22 protein-coding genes are annotated in these 23,375 nt (G+C 69.0%); 14 read left to right on the plus strand and 8 right to left on the minus strand.

All coding sequences use genetic code 11. The annotated features are described in order from the left end of the window. Positions 1-5 precede the first annotated feature (5 nt). Together FDZ84_RS14995 and FDZ84_RS15000 are read left to right on the plus strand one after the other, a co-directional pair. Complete coding sequence (locus FDZ84_RS14995) at positions 6-959, plus strand: alpha/beta fold hydrolase (RefSeq protein WP_168586413.1); 954 nt, start codon at positions 6-8, stop codon at positions 957-959. 65 nt (positions 960-1,024) lie between these two features. Then, on the plus strand, positions 1,025-2,122 hold the full coding sequence (locus FDZ84_RS15000) for a glycosyltransferase family 1 protein (protein WP_168586414.1): 1,098 nt from the start codon (positions 1,025-1,027) through the stop codon (positions 2,120-2,122). 383 nt (positions 2,123-2,505) lie between these two features. On the opposite strand, the gene FDZ84_RS15005 is transcribed toward FDZ84_RS15000, so the two are convergent. After that, positions 2,506-2,943: a peptidase inhibitor family I36 protein gene (locus tag FDZ84_RS15005; protein WP_168586415.1), complete on the minus strand. Its 438-nt coding sequence runs from the start codon at positions 2,941-2,943 to the stop codon at positions 2,506-2,508. A 243-nt stretch (positions 2,944-3,186) separates the two neighbouring features. Here FDZ84_RS15005 and FDZ84_RS15010 point away from each other — a divergent pair, with 243 nt between their 5' ends. Both FDZ84_RS15010 and FDZ84_RS15015 read left to right on the plus strand, forming a co-directional pair. After that, positions 3,187-4,842 (plus strand): FAD-binding dehydrogenase, encoded by a 1,656-nt coding sequence (locus tag FDZ84_RS15010; protein WP_168586416.1) that lies wholly within the window; start codon positions 3,187-3,189, stop codon positions 4,840-4,842. A gap of 45 nt (positions 4,843-4,887) precedes the next feature. After that, complete coding sequence (locus FDZ84_RS15015; RefSeq protein WP_210435567.1) at positions 4,888-5,178, plus strand: YrhK family protein; 291 nt, start codon at positions 4,888-4,890, stop codon at positions 5,176-5,178. A gap of 23 nt (positions 5,179-5,201) precedes the next feature. Here the strand turns inward: FDZ84_RS15015 and FDZ84_RS15020 are convergent, their stop codons facing one another. The 3 genes from FDZ84_RS15020 to FDZ84_RS15030 form a co-directional block, all read right to left on the minus strand. Next, positions 5,202-5,564, minus strand: a complete 363-nt coding sequence (locus tag FDZ84_RS15020; protein ID WP_168586417.1) for a hypothetical protein — start codon at positions 5,562-5,564, stop codon at positions 5,202-5,204. A 523-nt stretch (positions 5,565-6,087) separates the two neighbouring features. After that, a complete protein-coding gene (locus tag FDZ84_RS15025; RefSeq protein ID WP_168586418.1) occupies positions 6,088-7,680 on the minus strand; it encodes a cation acetate symporter in 1,593 nt (530 codons plus the stop codon). Continuing rightward, complete coding sequence (locus FDZ84_RS15030; protein ID WP_210435568.1) at positions 7,677-8,096, minus strand: DUF485 domain-containing protein; 420 nt, start codon at positions 8,094-8,096, stop codon at positions 7,677-7,679. Before FDZ84_RS15030 ends, FDZ84_RS15025 begins: the two co-directional genes overlap by 4 nt. Before the next feature lie 703 nt (positions 8,097-8,799). Between FDZ84_RS15030 and FDZ84_RS15035 the strand changes: the two genes are divergently transcribed. From FDZ84_RS15035 to FDZ84_RS15050, 4 genes are read left to right on the plus strand one after another with little or no spacing between them, the layout of a single operon-like run. Then, complete coding sequence (locus FDZ84_RS15035) at positions 8,800-11,775, plus strand: nitrate- and nitrite sensing domain-containing protein (protein WP_168586419.1); 2,976 nt, start codon at positions 8,800-8,802, stop codon at positions 11,773-11,775. A gap of 54 nt (positions 11,776-11,829) precedes the next feature. Continuing rightward, entirely contained in the window at positions 11,830-12,270 is a 441-nt protein-coding gene (locus FDZ84_RS15040) for a roadblock/LC7 domain-containing protein (protein ID WP_168586420.1), read from the plus strand. Between the two features lie 7 nt (positions 12,271-12,277). Further along, positions 12,278-12,868, plus strand: a complete 591-nt coding sequence (locus tag FDZ84_RS15045; protein ID WP_168586421.1) for a DUF742 domain-containing protein — start codon at positions 12,278-12,280, stop codon at positions 12,866-12,868. Beyond that, complete coding sequence (locus FDZ84_RS15050) at positions 12,849-13,478, plus strand: ATP/GTP-binding protein (RefSeq protein WP_168586422.1); 630 nt, start codon at positions 12,849-12,851, stop codon at positions 13,476-13,478. Before FDZ84_RS15045 ends, FDZ84_RS15050 begins: the two co-directional genes overlap by 20 nt. A 61-nt stretch (positions 13,479-13,539) precedes the next feature. Here the strand turns inward: FDZ84_RS15050 and FDZ84_RS15055 are convergent, their stop codons facing one another. Together FDZ84_RS15055 and FDZ84_RS15060 are read right to left on the minus strand one after the other, a co-directional pair. Beyond that, entirely contained in the window at positions 13,540-14,355 is an 816-nt protein-coding gene (locus tag FDZ84_RS15055; protein ID WP_168586423.1) for an SAM-dependent methyltransferase, read from the minus strand. A gap of 77 nt (positions 14,356-14,432) precedes the next feature. Beyond that, the gene (locus FDZ84_RS15060; protein ID WP_168586424.1) at positions 14,433-14,747 is read right to left on the minus strand and encodes a DNA glycosylase AlkZ-like family protein; all 315 of its coding nucleotides are present in this window, start codon (positions 14,745-14,747) and stop codon (positions 14,433-14,435) included. A 160-nt stretch (positions 14,748-14,907) separates the two neighbouring features. On the opposite strand from FDZ84_RS15060, the gene FDZ84_RS15065 reads away from it, so the two are divergent. From FDZ84_RS15065 to FDZ84_RS15075, 3 genes are all read left to right on the plus strand, one after another. Next, on the plus strand, positions 14,908-15,651 hold the full coding sequence (locus FDZ84_RS15065; RefSeq protein WP_168586425.1) for a decaprenylphospho-beta-D-erythro-pentofuranosid-2-ulose 2-reductase: 744 nt from the start codon (positions 14,908-14,910) through the stop codon (positions 15,649-15,651). 251 nt (positions 15,652-15,902) lie between these two features. Next, complete coding sequence (locus FDZ84_RS38850; RefSeq protein ID WP_246869025.1) at positions 15,903-16,292, plus strand: hypothetical protein; 390 nt, start codon at positions 15,903-15,905, stop codon at positions 16,290-16,292. A gap of 284 nt (positions 16,293-16,576) precedes the next feature. Beyond that, the gene (locus tag FDZ84_RS15075; protein WP_256413689.1) at positions 16,577-17,335 is read left to right on the plus strand and encodes an isocitrate lyase/phosphoenolpyruvate mutase family protein; all 759 of its coding nucleotides are present in this window, start codon (positions 16,577-16,579) and stop codon (positions 17,333-17,335) included. Here the strand turns inward: FDZ84_RS15075 and FDZ84_RS15080 are convergent. Further along, positions 17,287-18,033: a dienelactone hydrolase family protein gene (locus FDZ84_RS15080; RefSeq protein WP_168586426.1), complete on the minus strand. Its 747-nt coding sequence runs from the start codon at positions 18,031-18,033 to the stop codon at positions 17,287-17,289. The two genes, FDZ84_RS15075 and FDZ84_RS15080, sit on opposite strands and share 49 nt — an antisense overlap. Positions 18,034-18,325: 292 nt before the next feature. Between FDZ84_RS15080 and FDZ84_RS15085 the strand changes: the two genes are divergently transcribed. After that, entirely contained in the window at positions 18,326-18,658 is a 333-nt protein-coding gene (locus tag FDZ84_RS15085; RefSeq protein ID WP_168586427.1) for a hypothetical protein, read from the plus strand. A gap of 121 nt (positions 18,659-18,779) precedes the next feature. Further along, positions 18,780-21,047, plus strand: a complete 2,268-nt coding sequence (locus FDZ84_RS15090) for a molybdopterin-dependent oxidoreductase (RefSeq protein ID WP_246869027.1) — start codon at positions 18,780-18,782, stop codon at positions 21,045-21,047. Between the two features lie 175 nt (positions 21,048-21,222). Here FDZ84_RS15090 and FDZ84_RS15095 read toward each other — a convergent pair whose 3' ends face one another. Next, positions 21,223-22,296 (minus strand): peroxidase-related enzyme, encoded by a 1,074-nt coding sequence (locus FDZ84_RS15095; RefSeq protein ID WP_168586429.1) that lies wholly within the window; start codon positions 22,294-22,296, stop codon positions 21,223-21,225. Positions 22,297-22,458: 162 nt separating this feature from the next. On the opposite strand from FDZ84_RS15095, the gene FDZ84_RS15100 reads away from it, so the two are divergent. Next, positions 22,459-23,193, plus strand: a complete 735-nt coding sequence (locus tag FDZ84_RS15100; RefSeq protein ID WP_168586430.1) for a TetR/AcrR family transcriptional regulator — start codon at positions 22,459-22,461, stop codon at positions 23,191-23,193. The last annotated feature ends 182 nt before the right edge of the window (positions 23,194-23,375 follow it).

The raw sequence follows: 23,375 nt of genomic DNA on the forward strand, positions 1-23,375 counted from the left end.
CCGGCATGACCACCCCGGAACTCCACCCCGCGGAGCGGGTGGAGCACATCGGCGGCGCCGAGCTGCACTACTGGGTCTACCGCGAGCACCTCGCCGAGACCAGCGACCTGGTCACCGCGGCGGGCCCCGCAGTCACCCAGGTCGGTTCGGTCGTCCCGATCGACCCGGTCGAACCTGCCGACACGGTGCTGATGGTGCACGGCCTGCGCGGTACCCACCACGGTCTGGAGCTCGTCGCGGCTGGATTGCCGGACCAGCGCGTCGTGATCCCGGACCTGCCCGGGTTCGGGGACTCCGGGCCGATGAGTGGGCGGCGGCACGACGTCGCCGGCTACGCGCAGGTCATCACCGAGCTCATCGAGCGGCTCGGCGGCCGGACCCGGCCGATCGCGCTGCTCGGGCACTCCTTCGGCTCGATCGTGGCCGCCCAGGTCGCCGCCACGTCGCCCGAACTCGTGCGACGCCTCGTGCTGATCAACCCGATCGCGACTCCGGCGCTGCGCGGACCGCGCGTGGTGCTGTCCGGGCTCACGTCCGCCTACTACACGCTGGGCAAGCGGTTGCCGTTGCGGGCCGGGCATTCGCTGCTGAGCAACAGGTGGGTGGTGCTGGCGGCGAGCCGGGCGATGACGCGGACGAAAGACAAGCAGCTTCGCGGGTTCATCGACGCCAACCACCTGCGGTACTTCAGCCGCTTCCACAGCCCCGCCCTGCTCAGCGAGACCTTCGAGGCTTCGGTGACGCACACCGTGGCCGACCACGCCGACGCGCTCCGGATGCCGACCCTGCTGATCGCGGGGGAGTCGGACGAGATCGCGCCCCTGGAGGGCCAGCGCGCGCTGGCGGGTCGGCTCGCCGACGCCGAGCTCGTGGTGATCCCGAACGTCGGCCACCTGGTGCACTACGAGACGCCGGGGCCGGCGGCCGAAGCGATCCGACACTTCCTCGGAGCGCCATGAACGGCCCGCGGCCGCAAGGGAGCGGTACCGCCGACCCGAGTCCGAGTGCGGCCGGGTCGAGGACGATGAACGTCGTCGTCGATGCGCGCTGGACGCGGACCGATCAGCACGATGGGATCAGCCGCTACGGCGCGAGCTTGATCGAGGCATTGCACCACCTCCATCCGGTGACGATGTTGATCCATGACGAGCGGCAGCTGCGGCTGCTGCCGTCCGGTGTTCCGCACGTGAAGGTCAACAGCCCGTTCTCGCCGCGGGAGCTGTGGCTGTCGCGCACCCTGAACCGGCTCGGTGCGGACGTCGTGTTCAGCCCGCTGCAGGTGATCGGCGGTTTCCGGCGCGACTACCGGCTCGTCCTCACGCTGCACGACCTGATCTACTACCGGCATCCGCAGCCGCCGGGGTTCCTCCCGCGGCCGGTGCGCGCCGCCTGGCGGCTCTACCACAAGGCATTCTGGCCGCAGCGGGTGATGCTCAACCGGGCTGACGCGGTGGTCACGGTCAGCGAGACGACCAGGAAGCTGATCGCGGAGCACCGGCTCACCCGGCGCCCGGTGACGGTCGTCCACAATGCACCGTCCCCGCCGCCGGAGGACGACGTGCTCGAGGGGGTCGAAACCGGTGCGGCTCAAGAACAACCGGGTGGGCCGCGGGAGCTCGTGTACATGGGTTCGTTCATGCCGTACAAGAACGTGGAAGCGTTGATCGCGGGCATGGCTCTCCTTCCTGGGTATCGCCTGCACCTGGTCAGTCGAGTCGCGCCTGCGCGCGAAGCGGAATTGCGCGGACAGATACCTCCTGATGTCGATGTCGTTTTCTGGCGAGGAATCAGTGAATGCGATTACCAGGCGCTGCTGGGGAGGGCGAGCGCGCTGGTCACCGCTTCTCGGGACGAGGGTTTCGGGCTGCCGATCATCGAGGCGATGAACGCGGGGACGCCGGTGGTCTGCAGCGATCTGGAGATCTTCCACGAGGTGACCGGGGGACACGCGAGGTTCTTCGACCCGGGGTCGTCGAAGGACTTCGCCACCGCGGTGCGCGCCGTGGAGGATTCCCGTACGCGTGCGGAGCAGGTCGCCGCGGCTCGTGGTCAGGCGGCGAAGTTCACCTGGGCCAACTCCGCCGAGCGCCTGCTTGAGCTGATGCGGGATCTGGTCCGCTGAGTTGTTGTCCTGGTGGTTGCGTCCGACGTGCCTGGCTTTGCCCGGGGGTTCTCAGAGCTTGTTGGTGAATGGTGTGGGTGGGTGGTCGCTTAGCGGAACCTGAGAGGTTCCCTGGACTGCGGGTGCCCCTCCTGATGTATGTGTCCAATACGCGGCGGAGGGGCCGTCCTCGCCAGAAAACCTCTCAGAACCCGCCGATGGTCGTCTTGGCAAGGTGAATGCAAGCGGCTACGCCGCTTCCAAAGGCGCGGACGGCATTCGCCGACAGGCTCTCAGGTGCCGTCCCGGTAGGCCGGACACCTGAGTCGGGGATTCCGGGCGAGCCCGGGGGCTGGGATTCCCCCGGAGGCGCGCGCAATCGGTTCAGGACGGTTTCTCGGCGGTCAGTGCGACCAGATCTTGATCGCCCGGGCGACGTATGTCGCCCGCGGTGTTTGGGAACCCGTTGGGTACGTGGCGAATTCCGCACCGCTGTCGCAGTAGGGGTCCTGGTAGACCGTCACCGGATGACCGGTGTTGTTCACGAAGGACCGCACCTCCACGTCTTGCCGGAGCTGGACACACTGCTCCAACGTGGTCGTCTGGAGGCCGACCTCGTGCACCTGCCCGGCGTACTCCTCCTCCGGGTAGCTGCAGAAAGTTCCTGCTGCGCAAGGCTTTTCCGGCGGTACGGCGTACGCGCCTCCGGAACCGACGGAGACCGCGGCGAGGGCGAACAGCGCGGGGACGAATATGCGCCAGACGCCGGTCCGCCCGGTCCGACGCCAGGAGGACGACCGGGTGCCGACGCGCAACGGCGCGGCGGAAGCGAACTTGGACATGCGAAAACCCCTTCGTGAGCGGATAATGAGTGGCTAGCGGCCGGAATCGGCGCACTGGAAACAGGATTCCCGAATCCCGGATCGGAATGCCAGCGAATTTGCTGGATACACCCCGACCGGGTGGATTTCCGTGTGTGGGGAAATGTTGCGGTGCCGCAGCGGAACGGCCCGGTGAGCTGTCGAAGCGCCTGCGGCTGCGGTATACAGACATCCGGTTACCACTCGGTAGAGCGGAGGTCGGTAATGACGTTGGACGCTGATGTCATCGTGGTTGGCGCCGGCCTGGCCGGCCTGGTCGCCACCGCGGAACTGGCCGACGCGGGCCGCTGGGTGGTGCTGGTGGACCAAGAACCCGAGGCCGCCCTGGGCGGCCAGGCGCACTGGTCGTTCGGCGGTCTCTTCCTGGTCGATTCCCCGGAACAGCGCCGGTTGGGCGTCCGGGACTCCCGCGAACTGGCGCTCCAGGACTGGCTCGGCTCCGCCGGTTTCGACCGGCCCGAGGACCACTGGCCCCGGCAGTGGGCGGAGGCCTACGTGGACTTCGCCGCCGGGGAGAAGCGGGCTTGGCTGACCGCGCAGGGCGTGCGGTTCTTCCCGCTGGTGCAGTGGGCCGAGCGCGGCGGCTACCTGGCCACCGGGCACGGCAATTCCGTGCCGAGGTTCCACATCACCTGGGGCACCGGCCCCGGGGTGCTCGCGCCGTTCATCCGCAGGGTACGGCAGGCGGCCGAACGAGGCCTGGTGTCGTTCCGGTTCCGGCACCGCGTCAGCGAGCTGATCACCAGCGGCGGCGCGGTGACGGGGGTGCGCGGCGAGGTGCTCGCGCCGAGCTCGGCGGAACGCGGACAGCCGAGTTCTCGCGACGTGGCAGGAGATTTCGAGCTGCACGCGCAGGCCGTCGTCGTCGCATCGGGCGGCATCGGCGGGAACCTCGACCTGGTGCGGCGGAATTGGCCCGAGCGCTACGGCCAACCGCCGAAAGAGATGATCGCCGGGGTGCCCGACCACGTGGACGGGCGGATGCTCGAAGTGGTGTCCCGCAGCGGCGGGCACATCATCAACCCGGACCGGATGTGGCACTACACCGAGGGAATCCGCAACTACGCGCCGATCTGGAGCAAGCACGGCATCCGGATCCTGCCCGGCCCGTCGTCGCTGTGGCTGGACGCGGAAGGGCGGCGGCTGCCCGCGCCGCTGTTCCCGGGCTTCGACACCCTCGGCACGTTGGAGCACATCGCGAAGACCGGACACGAGTACACGTGGTTCGTGCTCGACCGGCGCATTATCAGCCGCGAGTTCGCGCTGTCCGGCTCCGAGCAGAACCCGGACTTGACCGAGCGCAGCCTCCGCAAGCTGCTGCAGCGAGGCGGCGGTGGCACCCCGGGCCCGGTCGCCGAATTCGTCCGCCGCGGCCCCGACTTCGTCGTCCGGCGCACCGTTGCGGAGCTGGCGCGCGGGATGAATGACCTGGTCGGAGACCAGCTGATCGACGCTGCCGCGCTGGAGCGTGAGATCGTCGCCCGCGACCGCCAGGTGGAGTCGGGGCTGGGCAAGGACGAGCAGGTCATCGCCATCCGCGCGGCCCGCCGCTACGTGGTCGACCGGATGATCCGGGTCGCCGAGCCGCACCGGCTGCTGGACCCGGCCGCCGGGCCGCTGATCGCGGTGCGGCTGTCCATCCTGACCCGCAAGACCCTGGGCGGGCTGGAAACCGACCTGTCCGGACGGGTCCTGCAGGATTCGAGCGAGCCGCTGCCCGGCCTCTACGCGGCCGGCGAGGTCGCGGGATTCGGCGGTGGCGGCGTGCACGGGTACCGGTCCTTGGAGGGAACCTTTCTCGGCGGCTGTCTGTTCTCCGGTCGGCAGGCCGGGCGAGCGGCCGCCGCCGCGCTGGAATAGCCCTTGTGACCTGCGGAATCCGCCGGATGTGCGGACAATCGGATCATGCGGGATCCGGCCGGGTCGAGCCCGTGGGTGCTGCGGAACGGGCACGAGGAGCTGCTGATCCGGAAGCGGTACGAGTTCATCAGCATCGTCAACGACTTCCTGATCGCGATCTGGTTCATCGTCGGCAGTCTGCTGTTCTTCCACGAGGACACGGCTACCGCGGGCACCTGGCCGTTTCTGCTGGGCAGCTGCGAGCTCGCGGTCCGGCCGGTGATCAAGCTCGCCTGGCACGTGCGCCTGCGACGGTTGCGGCCGGTCGGCCTCCGGGGATCGGACCAGGATTTCTGACCCGGCGTCCGAATGCGATTCCATCAGAGGTAGCAACCGCTGACGAATCCGCTGACGCGGGTGCGGCGATTTGTGATGTCGAACCATTCCGAATTCGCCGATCCGTCCGGGCAGCGGACGGATTCCCCGCCGACCGCCTCGCGGATGGTGGCGTTGTCCCCGGGATTTCCCACGCCGCGCGCGGCGGCGGCGGTATTGGGTGCCGAGCGGATCCGGACGCCGGGCCCACGGAAGTCGCCGGCCCGGCCGTGCGAGGCCTTTTCGGCCAGTTCGACCAGGCCGTTCTTGATTTCGGCCGCGATGGTGGCGGCCTGGACGCCCAGCCCGGACACGGGCAGGACGGCGGCGGTGACCGCAGCGAGCAGTGCATTTCGAACCGTTCGCATGGAATACCCCCCGATACGCCCGCCAGGTCGCTCCCCATTGCCCCCTGCTATTGCTGAAGCGTCCTTTTGGCGGGCAACTCCAGTTTATGGAGAATTGCGGTCGACCGGCAGTATCCGATTGGGTAGAGCGCAATTGTGAGCGGCCGGTGACTCGCGGCGATCGGGGTGAACGGCGAAACCCACCTGTGGGTTAGCGGAGCAGCGGCGCCGATGCGGTGCGTGCCGACGAGAACGTCTCAACATTCGTCTGCGAAGTGCCGCAGCCGCTTCCAACCGCCGCCCCAACCGCCGCCCCAACCGCCGTCGCGAAGCTCAGCTTGACCGGCCGAAGCTGCCGCAAGCGCCGCAGGCGCTCAGCCCACGCACGCAGCTTGCGCCGCCGCGGGTTCTCAGGCGTTGTCTGGCGGGGACAGCCCCGAATCCGCGTATTGGCCGCAAGTCGGGGATCCCGGAGTCCAGACGGCGTCTGAGGGGCCGCCTACGTGCACCGCCACGCAGAGAACGAGCCTGGAATCCAGAAACGTCAGCCGGCGCGGGAGCCGATGCCGGTCAGGGAGCGGACCTCCATCTCGGCCTGGCGCTCCTCGTCGACCGAGTCGCGGCCCACGAAGGTTCCGATGATTCCGCAGATGAACGATACCGGGATGGACACGATGCCAGGGTTCTTCAACGGGAAGAAGGCGAAGTCCATGCTCGGGAGAATCGAGTCCGGCGAGCCGGAAACCACCGGGGAGAAGATCACCAGCAGCAGGCAGGAGCCGAGCCCGCTGTAGATGCTCCACAGCGTGCCCGTGGTGTTGAACCGCTTCCAGAACAGCGAGTACAGCAGCGTGGACAGGTTCGCCGAGGCGGCGAACGCGAACGCCAGGCCGACCAGGAACGCGATGTTCTGCCCGATGACGAGGATGCCGCCGAGGATGGAGGCGATGCCGATCACCAGCGCGGTCAACCGGGCTACCCTCACCACGGAGTCCGAGTCGATGTCGCCGCGGCGGATCACGTTGGCGTAGACGTCATGCGCGAACGACGCCGATGCGGTCAGCGTCAACCCGGCCACCACCGCCAGGATCGTGGCGAAGGCGACCGCCGCGATGATGCCCAGCAGTACCGTGCCGCCGATGCGGTAGGCCAGCAGCGGGGCCGCGGAGTTCTCCGCACCTGGTGCGCTCAGGATCGCGTCGGTGCCCACCAGCGCGGCGGCGCCGTAGCCGACGACCAGGGTGCAGATGTAGAACACCGCCACCACCCAGGTCGCCCAGACGACCGAGCGGCGGGCCTCGCGGGCGTTGGGCACGGTGTAGAACCGCATCAGCACGTGCGGCAGGCCGCCGATGCCGAGCACCAGGGCCAGCGACAGCGACACGAAGTCCAGCTTGGTCAGCTCAGACTTCCCGTACTGCACGCCGGGGGCGAAGATGTCGCGGCCGTGCGGGTTGTTGTCGGCGGCGTGCTGCAGCAGGTTCGTGAAGCTGTAGCCGAACTTGCCGAGCAGGAAGATTGTGATCATCGCGACGGACAGCAGCAGCAAGGCGGCCTTGATGATCTGTACCCAGGTGGTGCCCTTCATGCCGCCCACCAGCACGTAGGTGATCATGATCGCGCCGACCGCGGCGATCACCAACGCTTGGCCGAACGTGCCGTGCACGTTGAGCAGCAGGGCGACCAGACCGCCCGCACCGGCGATCTGGGCGATCATGTAGATGATCGTGATGGCCAGCGTCGAGGCGGCCGCCGCGGCCCGCACCGGGCGCTGGCGCATCCGGAAGCTGAGCACGTCGCCCATGGTGAAGCGGCCGGTGTTGCGGGTGCGCTCGGCGAGCAGCAGCAGGTTGATCAGCCAGGCGACCAGGAAGCCGATGGAGTACAGGAAGCCGTCGTAGCCGTAGGTCGCGATCGCCCCGGCGATGCCCAGGAACGACGCGGCGGACAGGTAATCGCCGGAGAGCGCGATGCCGTTCTGCGCACCCGTGAACGAACTACCCGCGACGAAGTAGTCGCTGGAGGTGCCACGGTTGCTCACCCGGTACACGATGAAAAGCGTGATCAGTACGAACACCGCGAAGACGCTGGTGTTGATGATCGCGCTGTCGGCCGGGATCAGCTGCGGCTCATTCACTGGTCGTACTCTCCCGCGTCATCTCGGATCCGGTCGACATCGGGGTCGATGCGGCGGCGGGCGAAGCGGACGTAAAGCCCGGTCAGGCCCACCGTGGTGATGAACTGGCCGATGCCCATGACCAGCCCGACGTTGATCTCGCCGACCAACGGTCGGGCCATGAATTCCCGGGCGTAGGCGGCGATCGCCACGTACCCGAGGTACCAGATCAGGAAAAACGCCGTAGCCGGAAAAACGAACCATTTCAGCCGGCGGCGCAGGGCACGGAATTCCGCGCTCTCCTGGATAGCGATGAAATCGGGGGGTTCGTTAGTCGCGCGAACGGAGCTCTTGCCGATTCCGCCGAAGGCTGCCCCCGGATTTCCGGGCTGGTCGCGCTGACTGCCGCGCAGCGCGGATTGCGTTGCGTTGCTCATGCATCCTTCCTGGAACTTCGCGGTTGGCCCGCTGGGCCGAGTCCTGGCAGCGGCGGGGAATTCTAACCACTCGGCGCAGGTGATCAACAGTGTGGTGATCGCCACCTGGTATCGGATTCCGAGAGTACCGGTCGGCGGTCCGCGGGCTGCGGAGAGGCGACGCTCCTTGATTGCGGTCCGGTATTGCCAGGTCAGCGGTCCGGCCTCGCGGCAGCGATCTTCCTGACCAGGCCTTATGGGGGGATCGGGTCCGAGATTGAATACCCTCTTTAGGCTGAACGAGTGAAAAAGCGCAGCGGGTGAAGTGGGGTTGACCACTCGGCGTGACATCGCCTGTTTGTCGTAGCGGAATGCGAAAAAGCCCCCGGTACTATCACGGGTTACGGGGCTTATAGTGCTGAGGCACTGAAAGACAGTCGCGCGATCCGAAAGGTCACGGTTCGGTACCAGTGTTCGTAATGCGCCAACCGGGGGCGCGCGTGGTTACGCAGAGTGCATCCGAATCTGCATTGGTACGATGCAGTATCGTAAGGCGTTTCCGGTTGCCGGGTGCTGCTCGACCACGGCTGGATTTCACCCTAGACAGCCCAGACGACGATTGCGGGACCGCACGCATGCGCCGTTCTCCAACGCATTGTTCGCCCGAGGTCCAGACCGCGACTGACCTGCACGAGAGCCCTGGCTCGCAGCCGGGAGCGCGGTCGTGACGGCGGGCCGGTTAGGGCGCACCCGCGACGCCGTGGTGCAGTGGCGCAACTGGTCGCTGCCGACGAAGTTGGCCGCGGTCGTGCTGGTACCGGTCATCTTCGCGATCACGCTCGGTATCGGACAGATCCGGTGGCAGGTCGACAAGGCGGCCGAGTACGACCTCGTCGAGCAAGTGCTGAACACGGTCGGCCGGGTCGACCCGCTGGTCGTCAGCATCCAGCAAGAACGAACCCGCGCGGTGGAGTTCCTGGTCGGCGACGGCGAGTTCGGCCCGATCGAGGAGCAGGCGGCCGTGGTGGACCGGGCTGCCGCCGACGTCGGGCAGCACCTCTCCTCGTCCGACGTCGCCACGGGAGTCGTCGCCGACCGCTACGGCGAACTCCGGCCGCTGCTGGACGGGCTCGGTCAGCTCCGCCAGCAGGTCCGCGACCACCGGATCGGCGAGGCCAAGGCGATCGACGAGTACACCCGCGTAATCGCCTCGGTGCTGGCTCTGGACCGCGCGCTGAGCAGCAGCCTCGCCGACCGCAGCCTGTCCAGCACGGCGACCGCGCTGCAGGACATGATGGGCCTGACCGAGGAAGTGCGGTTGCAGCAGGCCTGGGTGCTGACCGGGCTGTCCGAGGGCGAGCTCAAGCCGGCCGCGCTGGAGAGCCTGAACGGCTCTCGCGCCCGGTTGCAGAGCAAGATCACCGATGCTCGTGCCACCGTTGTCGCGAACTGGCAGCAGCGGCTGGACCAGACATTCGCGGCTCCGGCGATCGCGGACCGGAACAGCATGCTCCGCGCGATCATGACCGAGAGCACCGACAACGTCTACTCCGGTGGGTTCTCGGTGAAGCGCGACGCGTGGAATTCCGGCACCGAAGCCTCGGTCGCGCTGATCGACCAGGGGCGCGGCGATCTGGCGGCCGACGTCCGCGCCACCGCTTCGCGGCTGGAGGACGAGGCCAGCAGCGCCGCCGGCTGGGATTCGGTGCTGCTGCTGTCCGCGCTGATCGCAGCCGCCGCGATCATCATGGTGATCGCGCGACAGCTGCTCGGTTCGCTGCGCGTCCTGCGCAGCAGCGCGCTGGACGCCGCGGAGTACGAGCTGCCGGCGGCGGTGGCCAGCATCCGGGAGGGCAATGTCGCGGACGCGGTCGTCGAGCCGTTCCCCGTCGACACCACCGACGAGGTCGGGCAGCTGGCCCGCGCCTTCGACGAGGTGAACCAGCAGGCGCTGCGGCTCGCGGTGGAGCAGGCGGACCTGCGCCGCGGCTACGGCGAGGTGTTCGTCAGCATCTCCCGGCGCAGCCAGAGCCTCCTGGAACGCCAGCTGCGGCTGTTCGAGCAGCTGGAGCAGGACGAGGAGGACCCGGACCAGCTCGCGCGGTTGTTCCAGCTGGACCACCTGGCCACCCGGATGCGGCGCAACAACGAGAACCTGATGGTCCTCTCCGGCAGCGACCTGGCGCGCCGCTTCACCCAACCGACCGACCTGGCGGACGTGCTGCGCGCCGCGGTTTCCGAGATCGAGCAGTACCCGCGGGTCGTGGTGCAGCCGCCGCCGTCGGTCAAGCTGCGTGGGCACAGCGCCAGCGACCTGGTGCGGCTGGTCGCCGAGCTGTTGGACAACGCGGCGAACTTCTCCGCCCCGGACACGACCGTCACGGTGTCCAGCTACCAGGCCGGTGACGGCACGGTGGTGCTAGACGTGCTGGACCAGGGCATCGGCATGGGCCACCAGGAACTTGCCCGGGCCAACGAACGGCTGGCCCACGTGGACGAGGACGACCTGGCCACCTCGCGCCGGATGGGGCTGTTCGTCGCCGGGCGCCTAGCGGTTCGCCACGGTGTCGGCGTCGAGCTGCACGGCGGGCCGGACGTCGAGGGCATCCGGGCGACGGTGATGATCCCGGCCGATCACGTGGTCCCGGTCGAGTCCGGGCCTGCCCTGGCGCCCCCGGCGGCGGCGCCTGGCCAGCGCAACGGGCACGCGCACACCGACCTGCCGACCTCCGGCGTGCTGCCGCGCCGCGGCGAGCGGCCCGCGGTCGCACAGGACAGTTCGCCCTGGCAGGAGCCCGCTTCGGCGAGCCTCTCCGAGTCCAGCGTCCCCGATAGCGAGGACTGGCCGACGGCGCACCTGTTCGACGCGCCGATCGACATCCCGCAGCAGCCGCGCGCGGTGCCGTCGGACCTGGGTGTGGACTGGCCGGAGGCCGAGCCGCCTGCGGAGCGGCCGTCGGCGGAGTCGCCGGTCTTCACCGAGGCCTCCACCCGGTGGTTCCAGCCGGCCAGCGAGAACCCGTACCTGACGTCGCGGAACGAATCCGGCGAGGTCAGCTGGCCCGGCGCGGAGAACGAACCGGCCGCGGGCGTGAGTTTCCCGCAGAACTCGGACTTCCTGGCGGGCGACCGGCAGGCGGAGGAGCCGTCGTTCACCTCGTCCGGGCTGCCGCGCCGCGTGCCGCGCGGCCAGCAGACGGCGGAACCGGCACCGGTACCGGCGGCGGAATCGGCTGCCGACATGCCCGCCCGCATTCCGGAGGACATCAGCCGGAAGCTTGCCCACAACGGCGTCCACTTCGGGCACCCGGCGGAGACCTCCGGGGCGGGCTCATGGATGCAGGAGCCCACCGGGCAGGACGCGTGGGCGTCGGAACCGGAGGGATCGGACGACTGGGGCTCGGCACCCGTCGAGCCCCAGCAGTGGGTCCCGGACACTTCCGGAGACACTTGGAGCTTCGCCGCCGATAGCGCGCGCGAAGCGGCGGAGGCCGCGGTGAACCCGCAGCCGACTTCGTTCACCCAGGCGGGCCTGCCGCGCCGGACCCCGAAGGAGCATCTGGTTCCTGGCAGCGTGGCGGATTCCGGGCCCCAGGAAGCCGCGGCGTTCCAGCGCGACGCGGATCAACTCCGCGGGCGGCTGGCCGACTTCCAGAGCGGTGTCAGTCGTGGGCGGCATCGAGCAACCGATGAGGGCTGACATGAAGTCCGCAGCGCTAAGGCGTGATCACCTCGGCGACGAACAGGAGGTTGCATGACTGCTCAGGAAATGATTTCCCACAGGTTCGGCTGGCTGATCACCGACTTCACCGAGCGCGTGGCCGGTGTGGCGCACGCGATCGTGGTGTCCGCCGACGGCCTGGTGCTGACCGCCTCAGCGACGCTGCCCAGGGACCGGGCCGATCAGCTGGCCGCGGTCGCCTCCGGGCTGCTGAGCCTCACCCAGGGCTCGGCGAAGTGCTTCGAGGCAGGGCGGGTGGTGCAGACCATTGTTGAGATGCAGCGCGGCACGCTGCTGCAGATGGGCATCAGCGACGGCTCCTGCCTGACCGTGCTCGCCGCCCCGCAGTGCGACATGGGGCTGGTCGCCTACGAGATGACCATGCTCGTGGAGCGCGTCGGCCAGATGCTCACGCCGGAGATCCGGTCGCAGCTGCAGGGAGCGCCGAACGCGTTCACCGGCCAACTGGTGTGAGGATGCGATGAGTAGACGCTCGGAATATCCACGGCGGGGCCGAAGACGGGGCAATTCGGGGGACGACAGCTTCGCCCACGTCGTCAACGGGTTCACCTTCGGCAGCGGTCGCAAGCGCAAGCGCGGGCGGGACGAGCCGCAGGAGCAGTACGCCGAGCATTACGAGGACCAGTACGAGGACCAGTACGAGGACCAGTACGACGATGACGACGATCGGAATGAGGTGGCCTACCCAGAGGATCCGGTCGAGCCGGAGGCACCGGCCGCGTCCAGCATCCGGTCCTACACCTGGACCGGCGGGCGTACCAGGTCGAACCTCCAGCTGGAGCTGGAAACCCTGGTCTCCACCGGCGAGATGTACCAGCCGGGCGTGGCGGTTCGGCTGGAGCACCAGTCGATCGCCGAGTTGTGCCAACACCCCAGATCGGTGGCCGAAGTCGGGGCGCTGTTGTCGGTGCCGATCGGGGTGGCCCGAGTGCTGCTGGCCGACATGTCCGATCTGGGGTTGATCACCGTGCACCAGACGGTGAGCGAAAGCGGTAGCGCACCACACATGGTGTTGATGGAAAGGGTTTTGAGTGGACTCCGTCGGCTATAGCGCGCCCCAGCTCGGCTCCGCGCCGCCGCAGGCCGCCAATCGGGGCGGCACCGCGTCGACCTCGGCGAAGATCGTGGTCGCGGGCGGATTCGGCGTCGGCAAGACGACCTTCGTCGGCTCGGTGTCGGAAATCGTGCCCTTGACCACCGAGGCGGTGATGACGGAGGCCAGCCGGGGCGTCGACGATCTCGGCGCAACGCCGAACAAGACCACCACCACGGTCGCGATGGACTTCGGCCGGATCTCGCTGGCCTCCAACCTGATCCTGTACCTGTTCGGCACCCCGGGCCAGCAGCGGTTCTGGTTCATGTGGGACGACCTGGTGCGCGGTGCCATCGGCGCGGTCGTGCTGGTGGACACCCGGCGGCTGGCCGACTCGTTCTCGGCGATCGATTTCTTCGAGGACCGCGGGCTGCCGTACCTGGTCGGGGTGAACTGCTTCGACGGCCAGATGGTGCACTCGATCGAACAGGTCCGCGAGGCGATGGCGATCGGCCCCAACGTGCCGATCGGGCCATGCGACGCCCGGGACCGGGAGTCCACCAAGCGCACCCTGATCGCGCTGGTCGAGCACGCGATGCGGCACTGGACGACCCGCCAGCCCGGCTGATCCCGGAGGGGCCAGGTCGTACGGGCCGTGCGTCTTCTGCCAAGAAGACGCACGGCCCTTCTCATGCCTTGCGGGCGACTCCGCCGACGAGGTTGTACTCGGCGTCGGACGGCTCGGTGAAGCGCGGGCCGTCGGGCCACCAGTCGAACAGGTAGGTCAGGCCGGGTTCGACCATCTCGAGGCCGCAGAACAGCGCCTGGATCTCCTCCCGCGTGCGGTAGTAGCAGCTGCCCATCATCGAGTTGAACCGCACTTGGGACTCGTCCGCGAGCTTGGCCCGCGAGCTGCCGTCGGCCGGGTTGTGCAGGTGCGAGATCGCGAGGTACGAGCCGGGGGCCATGGCCGAGGTGTAGGCGGACATGATCGCCTTCGGGTCCTCGTCGTTGGTGACGTGGTGCAGGGTGTTGCACTGGATCAACGCCACCGGGCGGCTCAGGTCCAGGTACTTGGTCACCTTCGGGTTCGCCAGGATCTCCGCGGGGTAGCGCAAGTCCCCGACCACGAAGTGGGTGTACTCGTTCTCCTCCAGCAGCGCGCGGCCGTGCGCTGCGACCGACGGGTCGTTGTCGACGTAGACCACCGTGGCCTCGGCGTTGAGCCGCTGCACCGCCTGGTGGGTGTTTTCCGCGGTCGGCAGCCCCGAACCCAGGTCGAGGAACTGGCCGATGCCGGCCTGGCCGGCCAGGAACCGGACCACGCGGATCAGCCACGCCCGGCACTGCCTGCCGACCTGCACTGCCTCCGGGGCGATCTTCAGGATCTGCTGCAGGACCTCGCGGTCCACCTCGAAGTTGTCCTTGCCGCCGACGAACGCGTCGTAGACCCGCGCGATGCTGGGCTTCGTGGGGTCGATCTGCGGCCTGTCAGCACTTGCCATGAGAAGGGTCCGCTCGGTCCGGGGTAGAAACGATCACGAGCAGGGTAATTCCGGCAAGGGCGACAGGTAAACACCTGTCACACGGCGACCGAGGTAATCCGCACGTCGTGGTCGGGGCGTTCGGCTCGGCGAACTGCAGCAACCGGCGGCCCTCCAGCCACGGCGTCGGCCTCCTCTTCGGACGGCTTCCGGTACGGCTCGATCAGCAGCGTCGCGGTGTGCTTCCGGCGGACGAGCCGCCAGGTGCCGTGCCGGAAGCCGTCGACGAGGATCGTGCCGGGGAGCACGGCGTTCTTCGTGCTGAACAGGCGTTTGCGGCCGTTCTCGTCGCGGAGAGTCCGCTGCCGCTCCGGGGTCGCGCGGTTGAGCTCGCGCAGGCCGAGCACGGTCATCCTTCTCCCTTCGCCGGGCGAACCCTATTCGGCTGGGCGGGCCGTCGGGTTCTTTTGGCGCGAAAGGACCGTTCGCCTCGATAGGCGGCGCGAACAGGCCGTTGGCTTCACCTCACGCCGGAGCGAACCCGGCCGACGGGCCGGTGGCAGACTTGCGGCGATGAGCGGAGCGGTACTGGTCCTCGGGGGCCGCAGTGAGATCGGCGTCGAGGTGGCGGTGCGCCTCGTCAAGCGCGGACACGGCACCGTGGTGCTGGCGGCGCGGCGGTCGGCGAACCTGGACGCCGAGGAGGCCGTGCTCCGCGAGGCCGGGGCCACCGACGTGGTGCGGGTGGAGTTCGACGCCGCGGACGTCCGCAGCCACGCCGAACTGCTCCGCGGCATCGTCGACCGGCACGGCCCGATCGACGTCGCGGTGACCGCCTTCGGCGTGCTCGGCGACCAGGAGCGGGCCGAACGGGATGCGGCGCACGCGATCGACATCGTGCACGTCGACTACGTCGCGCATATCAGTGTGCTGACGCACCTGGCGAACCTGCTGCGCGAGCAGGGCAGCGGCAAGATCGTCGTGTTCTCCTCGGTCGCGGGGATGCGGGTGCGGCGGGCGAACTACGTCTATGGGTCGGCGAAGGCCGGGCTCGACGGATTCGCCAACGGTCTTTCCGACGCGCTGGTCGGCAGCGGCGTGGAGCTGCTGATCGTGCGGCCCGGGTTCGTCATCGGGCGGATGACCGAGGGCATGAGCCCCGCGCCGTGGTCGAGCACCCCTGACCAGGTCGCGGATGCGACGGTCAACGCGCTGCGGCGGGGACGTCGCGTGGTGTGGGTGCCACCGATCCTGCGCTGGGTGTTCGCGGCGATGCGCCTGGTCCCGCAGCCGATCTGGCGCCGCCTGCCCCGCTGAAGTTCCCGCTGGTCACGTGCCGTGGCGATTTCAAGGCGCGGTCCCGCGAGACGAGTGCGGGTCGCGGTTCTCCCGCGGCCAGCGCACGGTGTCGGGGTTGTATCCGCAGGTCGTCGGCCGTGAGCGCTTTATGTGGTGGTGTGGCGCCGCGAAGTACGCGCGGGCTCTGAGCCGTGGAGATGTGCCCTTCACGCTAGGACGAGTAAGTCCAAATTCCTGCGGGCAGAGGCGACGGCTTCCATGATCCGTTTGTGAAGACTGACCTGGACACCCTCTTGATCGCACTCTACATTGTCAAAATCGACGATGACCTGGCCGGTTTAGCGCAGCTGCCAGGTCGGCCACCCAAGCTCAGCCACTCCGAGTTGAGGAATTTCACCGTCCGGTGTTCGTCACGGTGGGCTCCTGCGATCACCCGGGCATCCGGCCGCGCCATGGCGGGAAGCGGCGGGGGCGTGTTCGCGGCTATGCGGATCGCGACGAGCGTTTCGGTAAAGCGAAGAACACCCGTGAGTGTTTTTGGGTGCTATGGCACCCAAAAACGCTCACGGGTGTTCCTCCGCCACGCGAAGGTGGCCATCGGCAGATGTGCCCACCAGCATCGGTTTGCGGCGGCGGACAGCGGCGTCGGCCAGGTGTGACCGGACATGACCAGAGGATCGTGGCGGGAGAGCTACCGGCCAGACCGCACCCGCGCTGACGGGCACCCGGGCAACACCAGCACCAAGGACAGCGGGCACACCACACCGTGGTGACAAGACCATGCTGGACCGAGGTGACACGCTGAGATGATCAAGGATCGGGCTGGTCTGGTGCTGATCAGTGACAAGGGGTTCGCCTCGAAGGCCTTCGAACGGTCACTGTCCGAACAGGGCATCACGTTGCTGCGGCCGTCGCGTAAGAAGGAGGTTCTGCGCTGCACCACGTGGATACGCCGTTGCTGCTGCCAAACGCCTGGGACTTCGCCTCCGCCGCGGCGCTGGTCGAGGCTGGTTTCGAGGCGATCGGCACGACGAGCCTCGGTGTCGCGGCGTCCCACGGGCTGCCGGACGCCGCGGGGTGCACCCGGACGCAGACGATCGAACTGGCCCGACGGTTGGCGGACCTGCCGCGCCCGATCACCGTCGACGTCGAATCGGGTTTCGGCGGCGGCGCCGACGAGGTCGCGGAGCTGGCGGCGGAACTGGCCGGGTTCGGCATCGCCGGGATCAACCTCGAAGACGAGCTCGGCGATCCCGCACGCCACCAAGAGCTGATCAGCGCGGTGAAGGAGCGCGTGCCGGAACTCTTCCTCAACGCGCGTACGGACACCTATTGGCTAGGCGCCAAGTCGCTCGCCGACACGATCGACCGCGCCGAGCGCTACGCCGCTGCCGGCGCGGACGGCATCTTCGTACCCGGCATGGCCACCGACGGCGACATCCGCGCGCTGCGGGACGCGATCGACGTGCCGATCAACATCCTCTATCAGCCAGGCCAACGCATCGAGCACCTGGCAGAGCTCGGCGTTCGGCGCATCAGCATGGGCTCGCTGCTCTACCGCGCCCGCGCTGCACCCGCTGTCGCCACGACGCGCGACATCCGCGCGGGTGCGGCCGTGGCGGTCGGCATCCCCGATTATTCGACTGTGCAGGACTACGCGATCGGTGGTGGCCGTCGGCGGGGTTCCGGCGGCTTCCAGTGACCTCCGTCCGGTCCGGTCCAGCGCTCGACCCCGGCTCCGATGTAGGTGCGGAACCACTCCGCGGCGAGTTCTTCGACCCGCTCCAGCGCGCCGGGCTCTTCGAAGAGGTGACCGGCGTGCGGCACGATCTCGATCTTGACGTCGGTCAGCGGCAGCGACGTGAGCAATTCCGCCGCCTGCCGGTTGAGATTGAGCACCTCGCGGTCGTTGCCGCCGACGATCAGCAGCGTCGGGGCCTGCACCGAGGCCAGCCCCTCGCCGCCGAGGTCCGGGCGTCCGCCGCGCGACACCACGGCGGAGACGCGGTCGGGGCGCCGGGCAGCGGCCTTCAGCGCGGCGGCCGCGCCGGTGCTGGCGCCGAACAGCCCGACCGGCATCTTCCTGGTGGCCGACCACTCGGCGAGCTGGTCGATGGCGGGCACCAGCCGCTCGGCGAGCAGATCGATGTCGAAGCGCAGTTCGTGGGTCCGCTGGTCGAACTTCGCCTCTTCCGGGGTGAGCAGGTCCAGCAGCAGGGTGCCGAACCCGCGGTCCTGCAACGACTCCGCAACCGCGCGGTTGCGGGGGCTGTGCCGGGAACTCCCGGAACCGTGTGCGAACAAGACCACCGCCCGGGCTGGCGGTGGCACGACGAGATCCCCTTCCAGGTTTCCCTTGGGGGTCTTGACGATCACCGGCTCGGTTGCGACTTGAACCATGTGAGCCTCCTCCAGTTCCGCAAGCTCCGGCTACCCCGCCGCGCGGGCGGCGACACGCCTGCACGGTCGCCCACTGTCCCCTCTCCGAACACGCCCGCGAGAGGATCGATCCCTGTCGGTGCCGGGCACTGCGTCCGGCCGGTGCACAGCGAACTCGACCGGTCCGCGGAGATCGACACGCTCACCGGCCAACTGGTGGACCAGTACGTTTTTGCGGACATCGCGGAGACAGTTTTGGTGGTGTGAACCACCGCTGACCAACCGGATCGGCGCTGTTGCGCTGGTGGCCGTCGTGCACCGCATGTTGCGGTTCTTGGTGCAGGAGTTGGGGTTCCGGTCGTTGTCGTTGGAGGACGACGACGCAGCGAGCGCCGAGCTCGACGCCTACCTGCGGACGGGGCGGGGCGATCCGCGAGAGCCGGACGCCTACGTGCTCGACCTGCGCGCCGACGCCCCGGAGGACGTGCGCGCCTGGCTCGACGCCCCGACGCGGACGAGGCTGATCGGCCCGTACTACGACCCGGACGACGATGCCGCCTACAACCTCTCCGGCGGTTCCCTGGCGGAATGGCTGGTCCTCGTGGTCCACGTCCGCGGGGTCAGCGCCGCCCGCCTCCTCCGCTGACCCCGTTGCTCCGCCCGGCGCAGGGCTTCGGTACGCGGCGTTGGTTTGCGACGATGCTGCTGACGATGCATCGCGTCCGGGTGGTGGAAACCGGAGGCGCCAGGCTTGGAACGGGTGGGGTGTGACCAGGTACCGACAGCAACTCTCGCACTGGGGCTCGTTCACCGCGGCGACCACGCCGGACGGCCTCGACGTGGTCGCCGACCCGGGCGATCCGGACCCGGCACCGTTGCTGCGCAACGTGCCCGCCGCGCTCGACGAGCGGGTGCGAGTGCTCGCGCCGCACGTGCGGAAGGGCTGGCTGGAGGGCCGGGGCGAGCGCGGCCGGGACGAGTACGTACCGGTCAGCTGGGCGGAGGCGGTCGAACTGGCGGCAGGCGAGCTGGACCGGGTCCGCCGTACCTACGGAAACGAGGCGATCTACGGCGGCTCCTACGGTTGGGGTAGCGCGGGCCGGTTCCACCACGCGCAGAGCCAGGTCCACCGCTTCCTGAACGTCATCGGCGGCTACACCCGTTCGGTGAACTCCTACAGCCTCGGCGCCTCCACGCCGCTGCTGCGGCACGTCGTCGGCAGCGACGACCCGATCAGCCGCCCGACGGCGTGGCCGGTGCTGGCCGAGCACACCGAGCACTTCGTCTGCTTCGGCGGCATCCCGGCGAAGAACTCGCAGGTCAACTCGGGTGGCATCAGCAAGCACGCGGTGGCCGGGCACCTGCGCCGGGCGCGGGAGCGCGGTGCCCGGTTCACGTTGATCAGCCCGCTGCGTGACGACCTCGCCCCGGAGCTCGGGGCCAGGTGGCTTGCGCCGGTGCCGGGCACCGACACCGCGCTGATGCTGGCGCTGAGCCACGTGCTGGTAGAACGCGGTTGGTACGCCGAGGAATTCCTGCGCACGCGCTGCGCAGGGTTCGACGAGTTCTGGAAGTACCTGTCGGGCAAGGCGGACGGCGTCCCGAAGAGTCCACAGTGGGCGGAGGAGATCTGCGGCATCGACTCGGCCACCATCGTCGAGCTAGCCGAGTCCATGGCGACGCGGCGCACGATGGTGACGCTGAGCTGGTCGCTGCAGCGGGCCCGCTACGGCGAGCAGGCGCTTTGGGCGGGCATCGCGCTGGCCTGCGTGCTCGGGCAGGTCGGCCTGCCCGGCGGCGGATTCGGCCACGGCTACGGCTCGATGGCAGGGATCGGGACACACCCGCTTCCGTACCGGCTGCCGACGTTGCCGCAGGGCGAGAACCCGGTGCGCGAGTACATCCCGGTCGCGCGAGTCGCGGACATGCTGCTCAACCCTGGCCAGGAGTACGAGTACGACGGCGAGCGGCGCCGGTACCCGGACATCCGGCTGGTGTACTGGGCGGGCGGGAACCCGTTCCACCACCACCAGGACCTGGCGCGGCTGACCGAGGCGTTCCGCCGACCGGAGGCGGTAATCGTGCACGACCCGTTCTGGACGGCGACGGTCCGGCACGCCGACATCGTGTTCCCGGCCACGACCACGCTGGAGCGCAACGACCTGGGCTGCGCCCGGGAGGACCGGGCGCTGATCGCCATGCGGCAGGTGGTTCCCCCGCTCGGGGAGTCCCGGTCGGACTTCGAGATCTTCGCCGCGCTGGCCGAAGAACTGGGGCTGGGCGAGGAGTTCGCCGAGGGCCGCGACGAGTGGGCCTGGCTGGAGCACCTGTACGAGCAGTGGCGGCAGAGGTTCGACCCCGGCCTGGACTTCCAGCAGTTCTGGGAGGCTGGCCGGATCGAGTTGCCCGGCGGGCCGGACGACCAGGTCCTCTACGACCAATTCCGCGCGGCCCCGGAGGCGCACCCGCTGCCGACGCCGAGCGGACGGATCGAGCTGTTCTCGCAGCAGATCGACTCCTTCGGCTACGCCGACTGCCCCGGGCACCCGACCTGGTTGGCCGCGGAGGAGCTGGAGGTCCCGCCGGGCACCGGCGAGTTCCCGCTGTTCCTGGTCGCGAACAACCCGGGGACCCGCTTGCACAGCCAACTCGACCACGGCGCGACCAGCGCGGAATCCAAGCTCCACGACCGAGAACCGCTGCGCATCCATCCCGCCGATGCTGACGGCCGAGGACTGTCCACAGGGGACATCGTCCGGATCAGCAGCGCCACGGGCAGTGCCCTCGCGGCGGTCGTGATCAGCGACGATGTCCGCCCGGGCGTGGTCCAGCTCGCGACCGGCGCCTGGTTCGACCCGAGCGCCCCCGAGGTCGCGACCTGCATCCACGGCAACCCGAACGCCGTGACCCGGGACATCGGAACATCCCGCCTGGCCCAGGGCTGCACTGGGCAGCTGACCAGGGTAGAAGTCCGGCCCCACCAGGCACCACTGCCACCGCTGCGAACCCGAACCCCGCCGATCGCTTCAGGCTGAACGTCCCCGCACCCGGTTTTCCGCAATTTCAATGGAAATCGGGCCTTCGATTTCCATTGAAATCGGACCGTGGGCCTTCGATTTCAATGGAAATTGCGGTGGTTGTCCACAGCCTCCGGCGTGTCGTGCCACCGACACGCCGGAGGCGTGCGATTTCCATTGAAATTGCGGGGTTTCAGGCGGCCGCGTTGCCGAGGGTCATCAGCAGCCGGTTGTTCCAGGCGAACATCGCCGAGACCGCGACCAGGTCGCGGACGTCGTCGACGTTGAGCCCGGCGGAGTGCAGCCGCCGGATGTCGGCGGCCGCCAGCGCCGCCGGGGTTCGGGCCAGGGCGCTCGCGGCGTCGACGACAGCGCGCTGCCGCGGATCCGTCACGGCGGCCGGACCGGCCGTCGCCAACGCGACCGCGGTGATCTGGTCACCGGACAACTGGACCTGACGGCGGCCGTGCACCGCGGCGCAGTATTCGCAACCGTTGATCAGCGATGTGGCGAGCGCGGCGAGCTCGCGGTCTGCACGGTCCAACGCGCTGGTCCCGGTGGTTATCGCGTTGTGGAGCGCGGTCCGCTCGGCCAGCACCTGCGGATCGTGTAGCAGGGTCAGGTGGAACGGGGTCGACTCGGCCTCGGACTCCGGCGGCTCGGCCGCCGGATCGACCCACGGAACCCAGCGCAGCACCGGGAACGCCTCGGCCGGAGTCGGCAGCTCGCAACCGTCGGCGGTGGCCCCGGCCTCGATGGCGTTCACCGGCCCGGCCGGAACCGGCCCGTCCCCGGCCTGCTCGACTAGTGACAACCCGAGCAGTAACCGGACCCGGTAGCTCACGTACGCGACGACCTGCGAGGCGGCGACGACCTGGGCGGGGCTGAATCCCTGCGCCCGCAACTCGGCGATCTCGTCGAATCCCGCATCGGCCGGATCGAGCGCAACTTGCTCGCAGTGCGCGAGCAGCGCCTGCAACGAATCCGGAAGCCCGGACCAGCGCTCGACGTCCCGGACCGCGTCGGCAGCGCCGTCACCGGCCAGCGAATCGAGCTGGTCGGCCAACTCATCGGCGTATTCCCAGCGCTCGTTCACCAACGCGACGCGCAACGCGATCCGAGCGCGGTCGGCGTGGCTGAGCACGGACTCGTCCGACGGGCGCAGCACGGCGGCATCAACGCTCGCGGTGAGCTCGCGCACGTCCGGCCGGAGCGCGGCCAATGCCTCCTCGGTTCGGCTGACGCGCTCGCTGACGACAGTCGTCATAAGCATCCAATCCAGCTAGAACGGCTTCTCCCACAATAGTTTTCCACTGCGCGGACCCGGCCATGATCGTGCCCACCTCGCCGGGGGCCGCGGCCGTCGGAGCAGCCACGACTGCCTTGGTGCCATGATTGCGTCGGCACGTGGGAGCACCAAGGGAGAAGCATGGACGGCGACGCGGTGCCCGCACGGCTGCGTCGGCTCTGGCGCGTTCCGGTCACCTCGCGGCTGGGGCGACCTGCGGAGCTCGACGTGGACCAGGTGGTGCATGCCGCCGTCGACCTGGCGGACCAGCACGGGCTACTCGGGGTCACGCTGCCGAAGACCGCCAAGGAACTCGGCTTCACCACAATGTCCCTCTACCGCTACGTCGGCTCGAAGGATGAGTTATTCGTCCTCATGCAGGACTTCGCGATCGGCGCGCCCCCGGAGATCGCGGCGGACGACTGGTGCGACGGCCTGCGGGAGTGGGCCAAGGCCGAACGCCGCATCACCCACCGGCACCCGTGGATGGCCCAGCTGCCCGTTTCGGAGCCGCCGACCGGGCCGAACCAGATCGCGTGGCTGGAAGCCGCCCTGCGCGTCCTGCGCCCCACCAAGCTCGACTGGCCGCAGAAGATCGGCGTGATCATGCTGCTCAGCGGCTACGTCCGGCATTCGACGGTGCTGTCGGAAGAGCTCGAGACCGGTCGCGGCGACATCGACGAACCCGAGGCCACCCGCCGCTACGGCGCGAGCCTGACGAAGCTGATCGACCCGGAAACGTTCCCGGAAGTCGCCGAAATGCTGGCCGCCGGTCTCTTCGAGGCATCCCCGGGGCCGGGCGAGGACCCGGCGGAAGACCGGGACTTCACCTTCGGCCTGGACCGGATCCTCGACGGAGTAGCCGCCCTGACCTAGGGGTCCGCATCAGGGCAGGTTGAGCCGCCAGGAGACTCCGAAGCGGTCGTTCAGCCAGCCGGAATTGTGGTCTGCCGTGCAGGTACGCCGCGCCCGCTGCGGTGGCCCATTCCGCGACGGCTCGGCCTCGGCCGAGGTGCCAGCCGTCAGGTTGACCACGGTGCGGCCGAGGTGCGCGTCGC

The sequence above is a fragment of the Saccharopolyspora sp. ASAGF58 genome, from assembly GCF_012277335.1.
Lineage (GTDB): Bacteria > Actinomycetota > Actinomycetes > Mycobacteriales > Pseudonocardiaceae > Saccharopolyspora > Saccharopolyspora hattusasensis.

Coding starts and splice junctions, on each gene's coding strand:
- FDZ84_RS15020 (WP_168586417.1), bottom strand. CDS start 5,564: ATGCGAACGGTTCGAAATGCACTGCTCGCTGCGGTCACCGCCGCCGTC.
- FDZ84_RS15055 (WP_168586423.1), bottom strand. CDS start 14,355: ATGGCAAGTGCTGACAGGCCGCAGATCGACCCCACGAAGCCCAGCATC.
- FDZ84_RS15010 (WP_168586416.1), top strand. CDS start 3,187: ATGACGTTGGACGCTGATGTCATCGTGGTTGGCGCCGGCCTGGCCGGC.
- FDZ84_RS15005 (WP_168586415.1), bottom strand. CDS start 2,943: ATGTCCAAGTTCGCTTCCGCCGCGCCGTTGCGCGTCGGCACCCGGTCG.
- FDZ84_RS15030 (WP_210435568.1), bottom strand. CDS start 8,096: ATGAGCAACGCAACGCAATCCGCGCTGCGCGGCAGTCAGCGCGACCAG.
- FDZ84_RS15065 (WP_168586425.1), top strand. CDS start 14,908: ATGAGCGGAGCGGTACTGGTCCTCGGGGGCCGCAGTGAGATCGGCGTC.
- FDZ84_RS15040 (WP_168586420.1), top strand. CDS start 11,830: ATGACTGCTCAGGAAATGATTTCCCACAGGTTCGGCTGGCTGATCACC.
- FDZ84_RS15100 (WP_168586430.1), top strand. CDS start 22,459: ATGGACGGCGACGCGGTGCCCGCACGGCTGCGTCGGCTCTGGCGCGTT.
- FDZ84_RS15080 (WP_168586426.1), bottom strand. CDS start 18,033: ATGGTTCAAGTCGCAACCGAGCCGGTGATCGTCAAGACCCCCAAGGGA.
- FDZ84_RS15000 (WP_168586414.1), top strand. CDS start 1,025: ATGAACGTCGTCGTCGATGCGCGCTGGACGCGGACCGATCAGCACGAT.
- FDZ84_RS15045 (WP_168586421.1), top strand. CDS start 12,278: ATGAGTAGACGCTCGGAATATCCACGGCGGGGCCGAAGACGGGGCAAT.
- FDZ84_RS15095 (WP_168586429.1), bottom strand. CDS start 22,296: ATGACGACTGTCGTCAGCGAGCGCGTCAGCCGAACCGAGGAGGCATTG.
- FDZ84_RS15060 (WP_168586424.1), bottom strand. CDS start 14,747: ATGACCGTGCTCGGCCTGCGCGAGCTCAACCGCGCGACCCCGGAGCGG.
- FDZ84_RS14995 (WP_168586413.1), top strand. CDS start 6: ATGACCACCCCGGAACTCCACCCCGCGGAGCGGGTGGAGCACATCGGC.
- FDZ84_RS15015 (WP_210435567.1), top strand. CDS start 4,888: ATGCGGGATCCGGCCGGGTCGAGCCCGTGGGTGCTGCGGAACGGGCAC.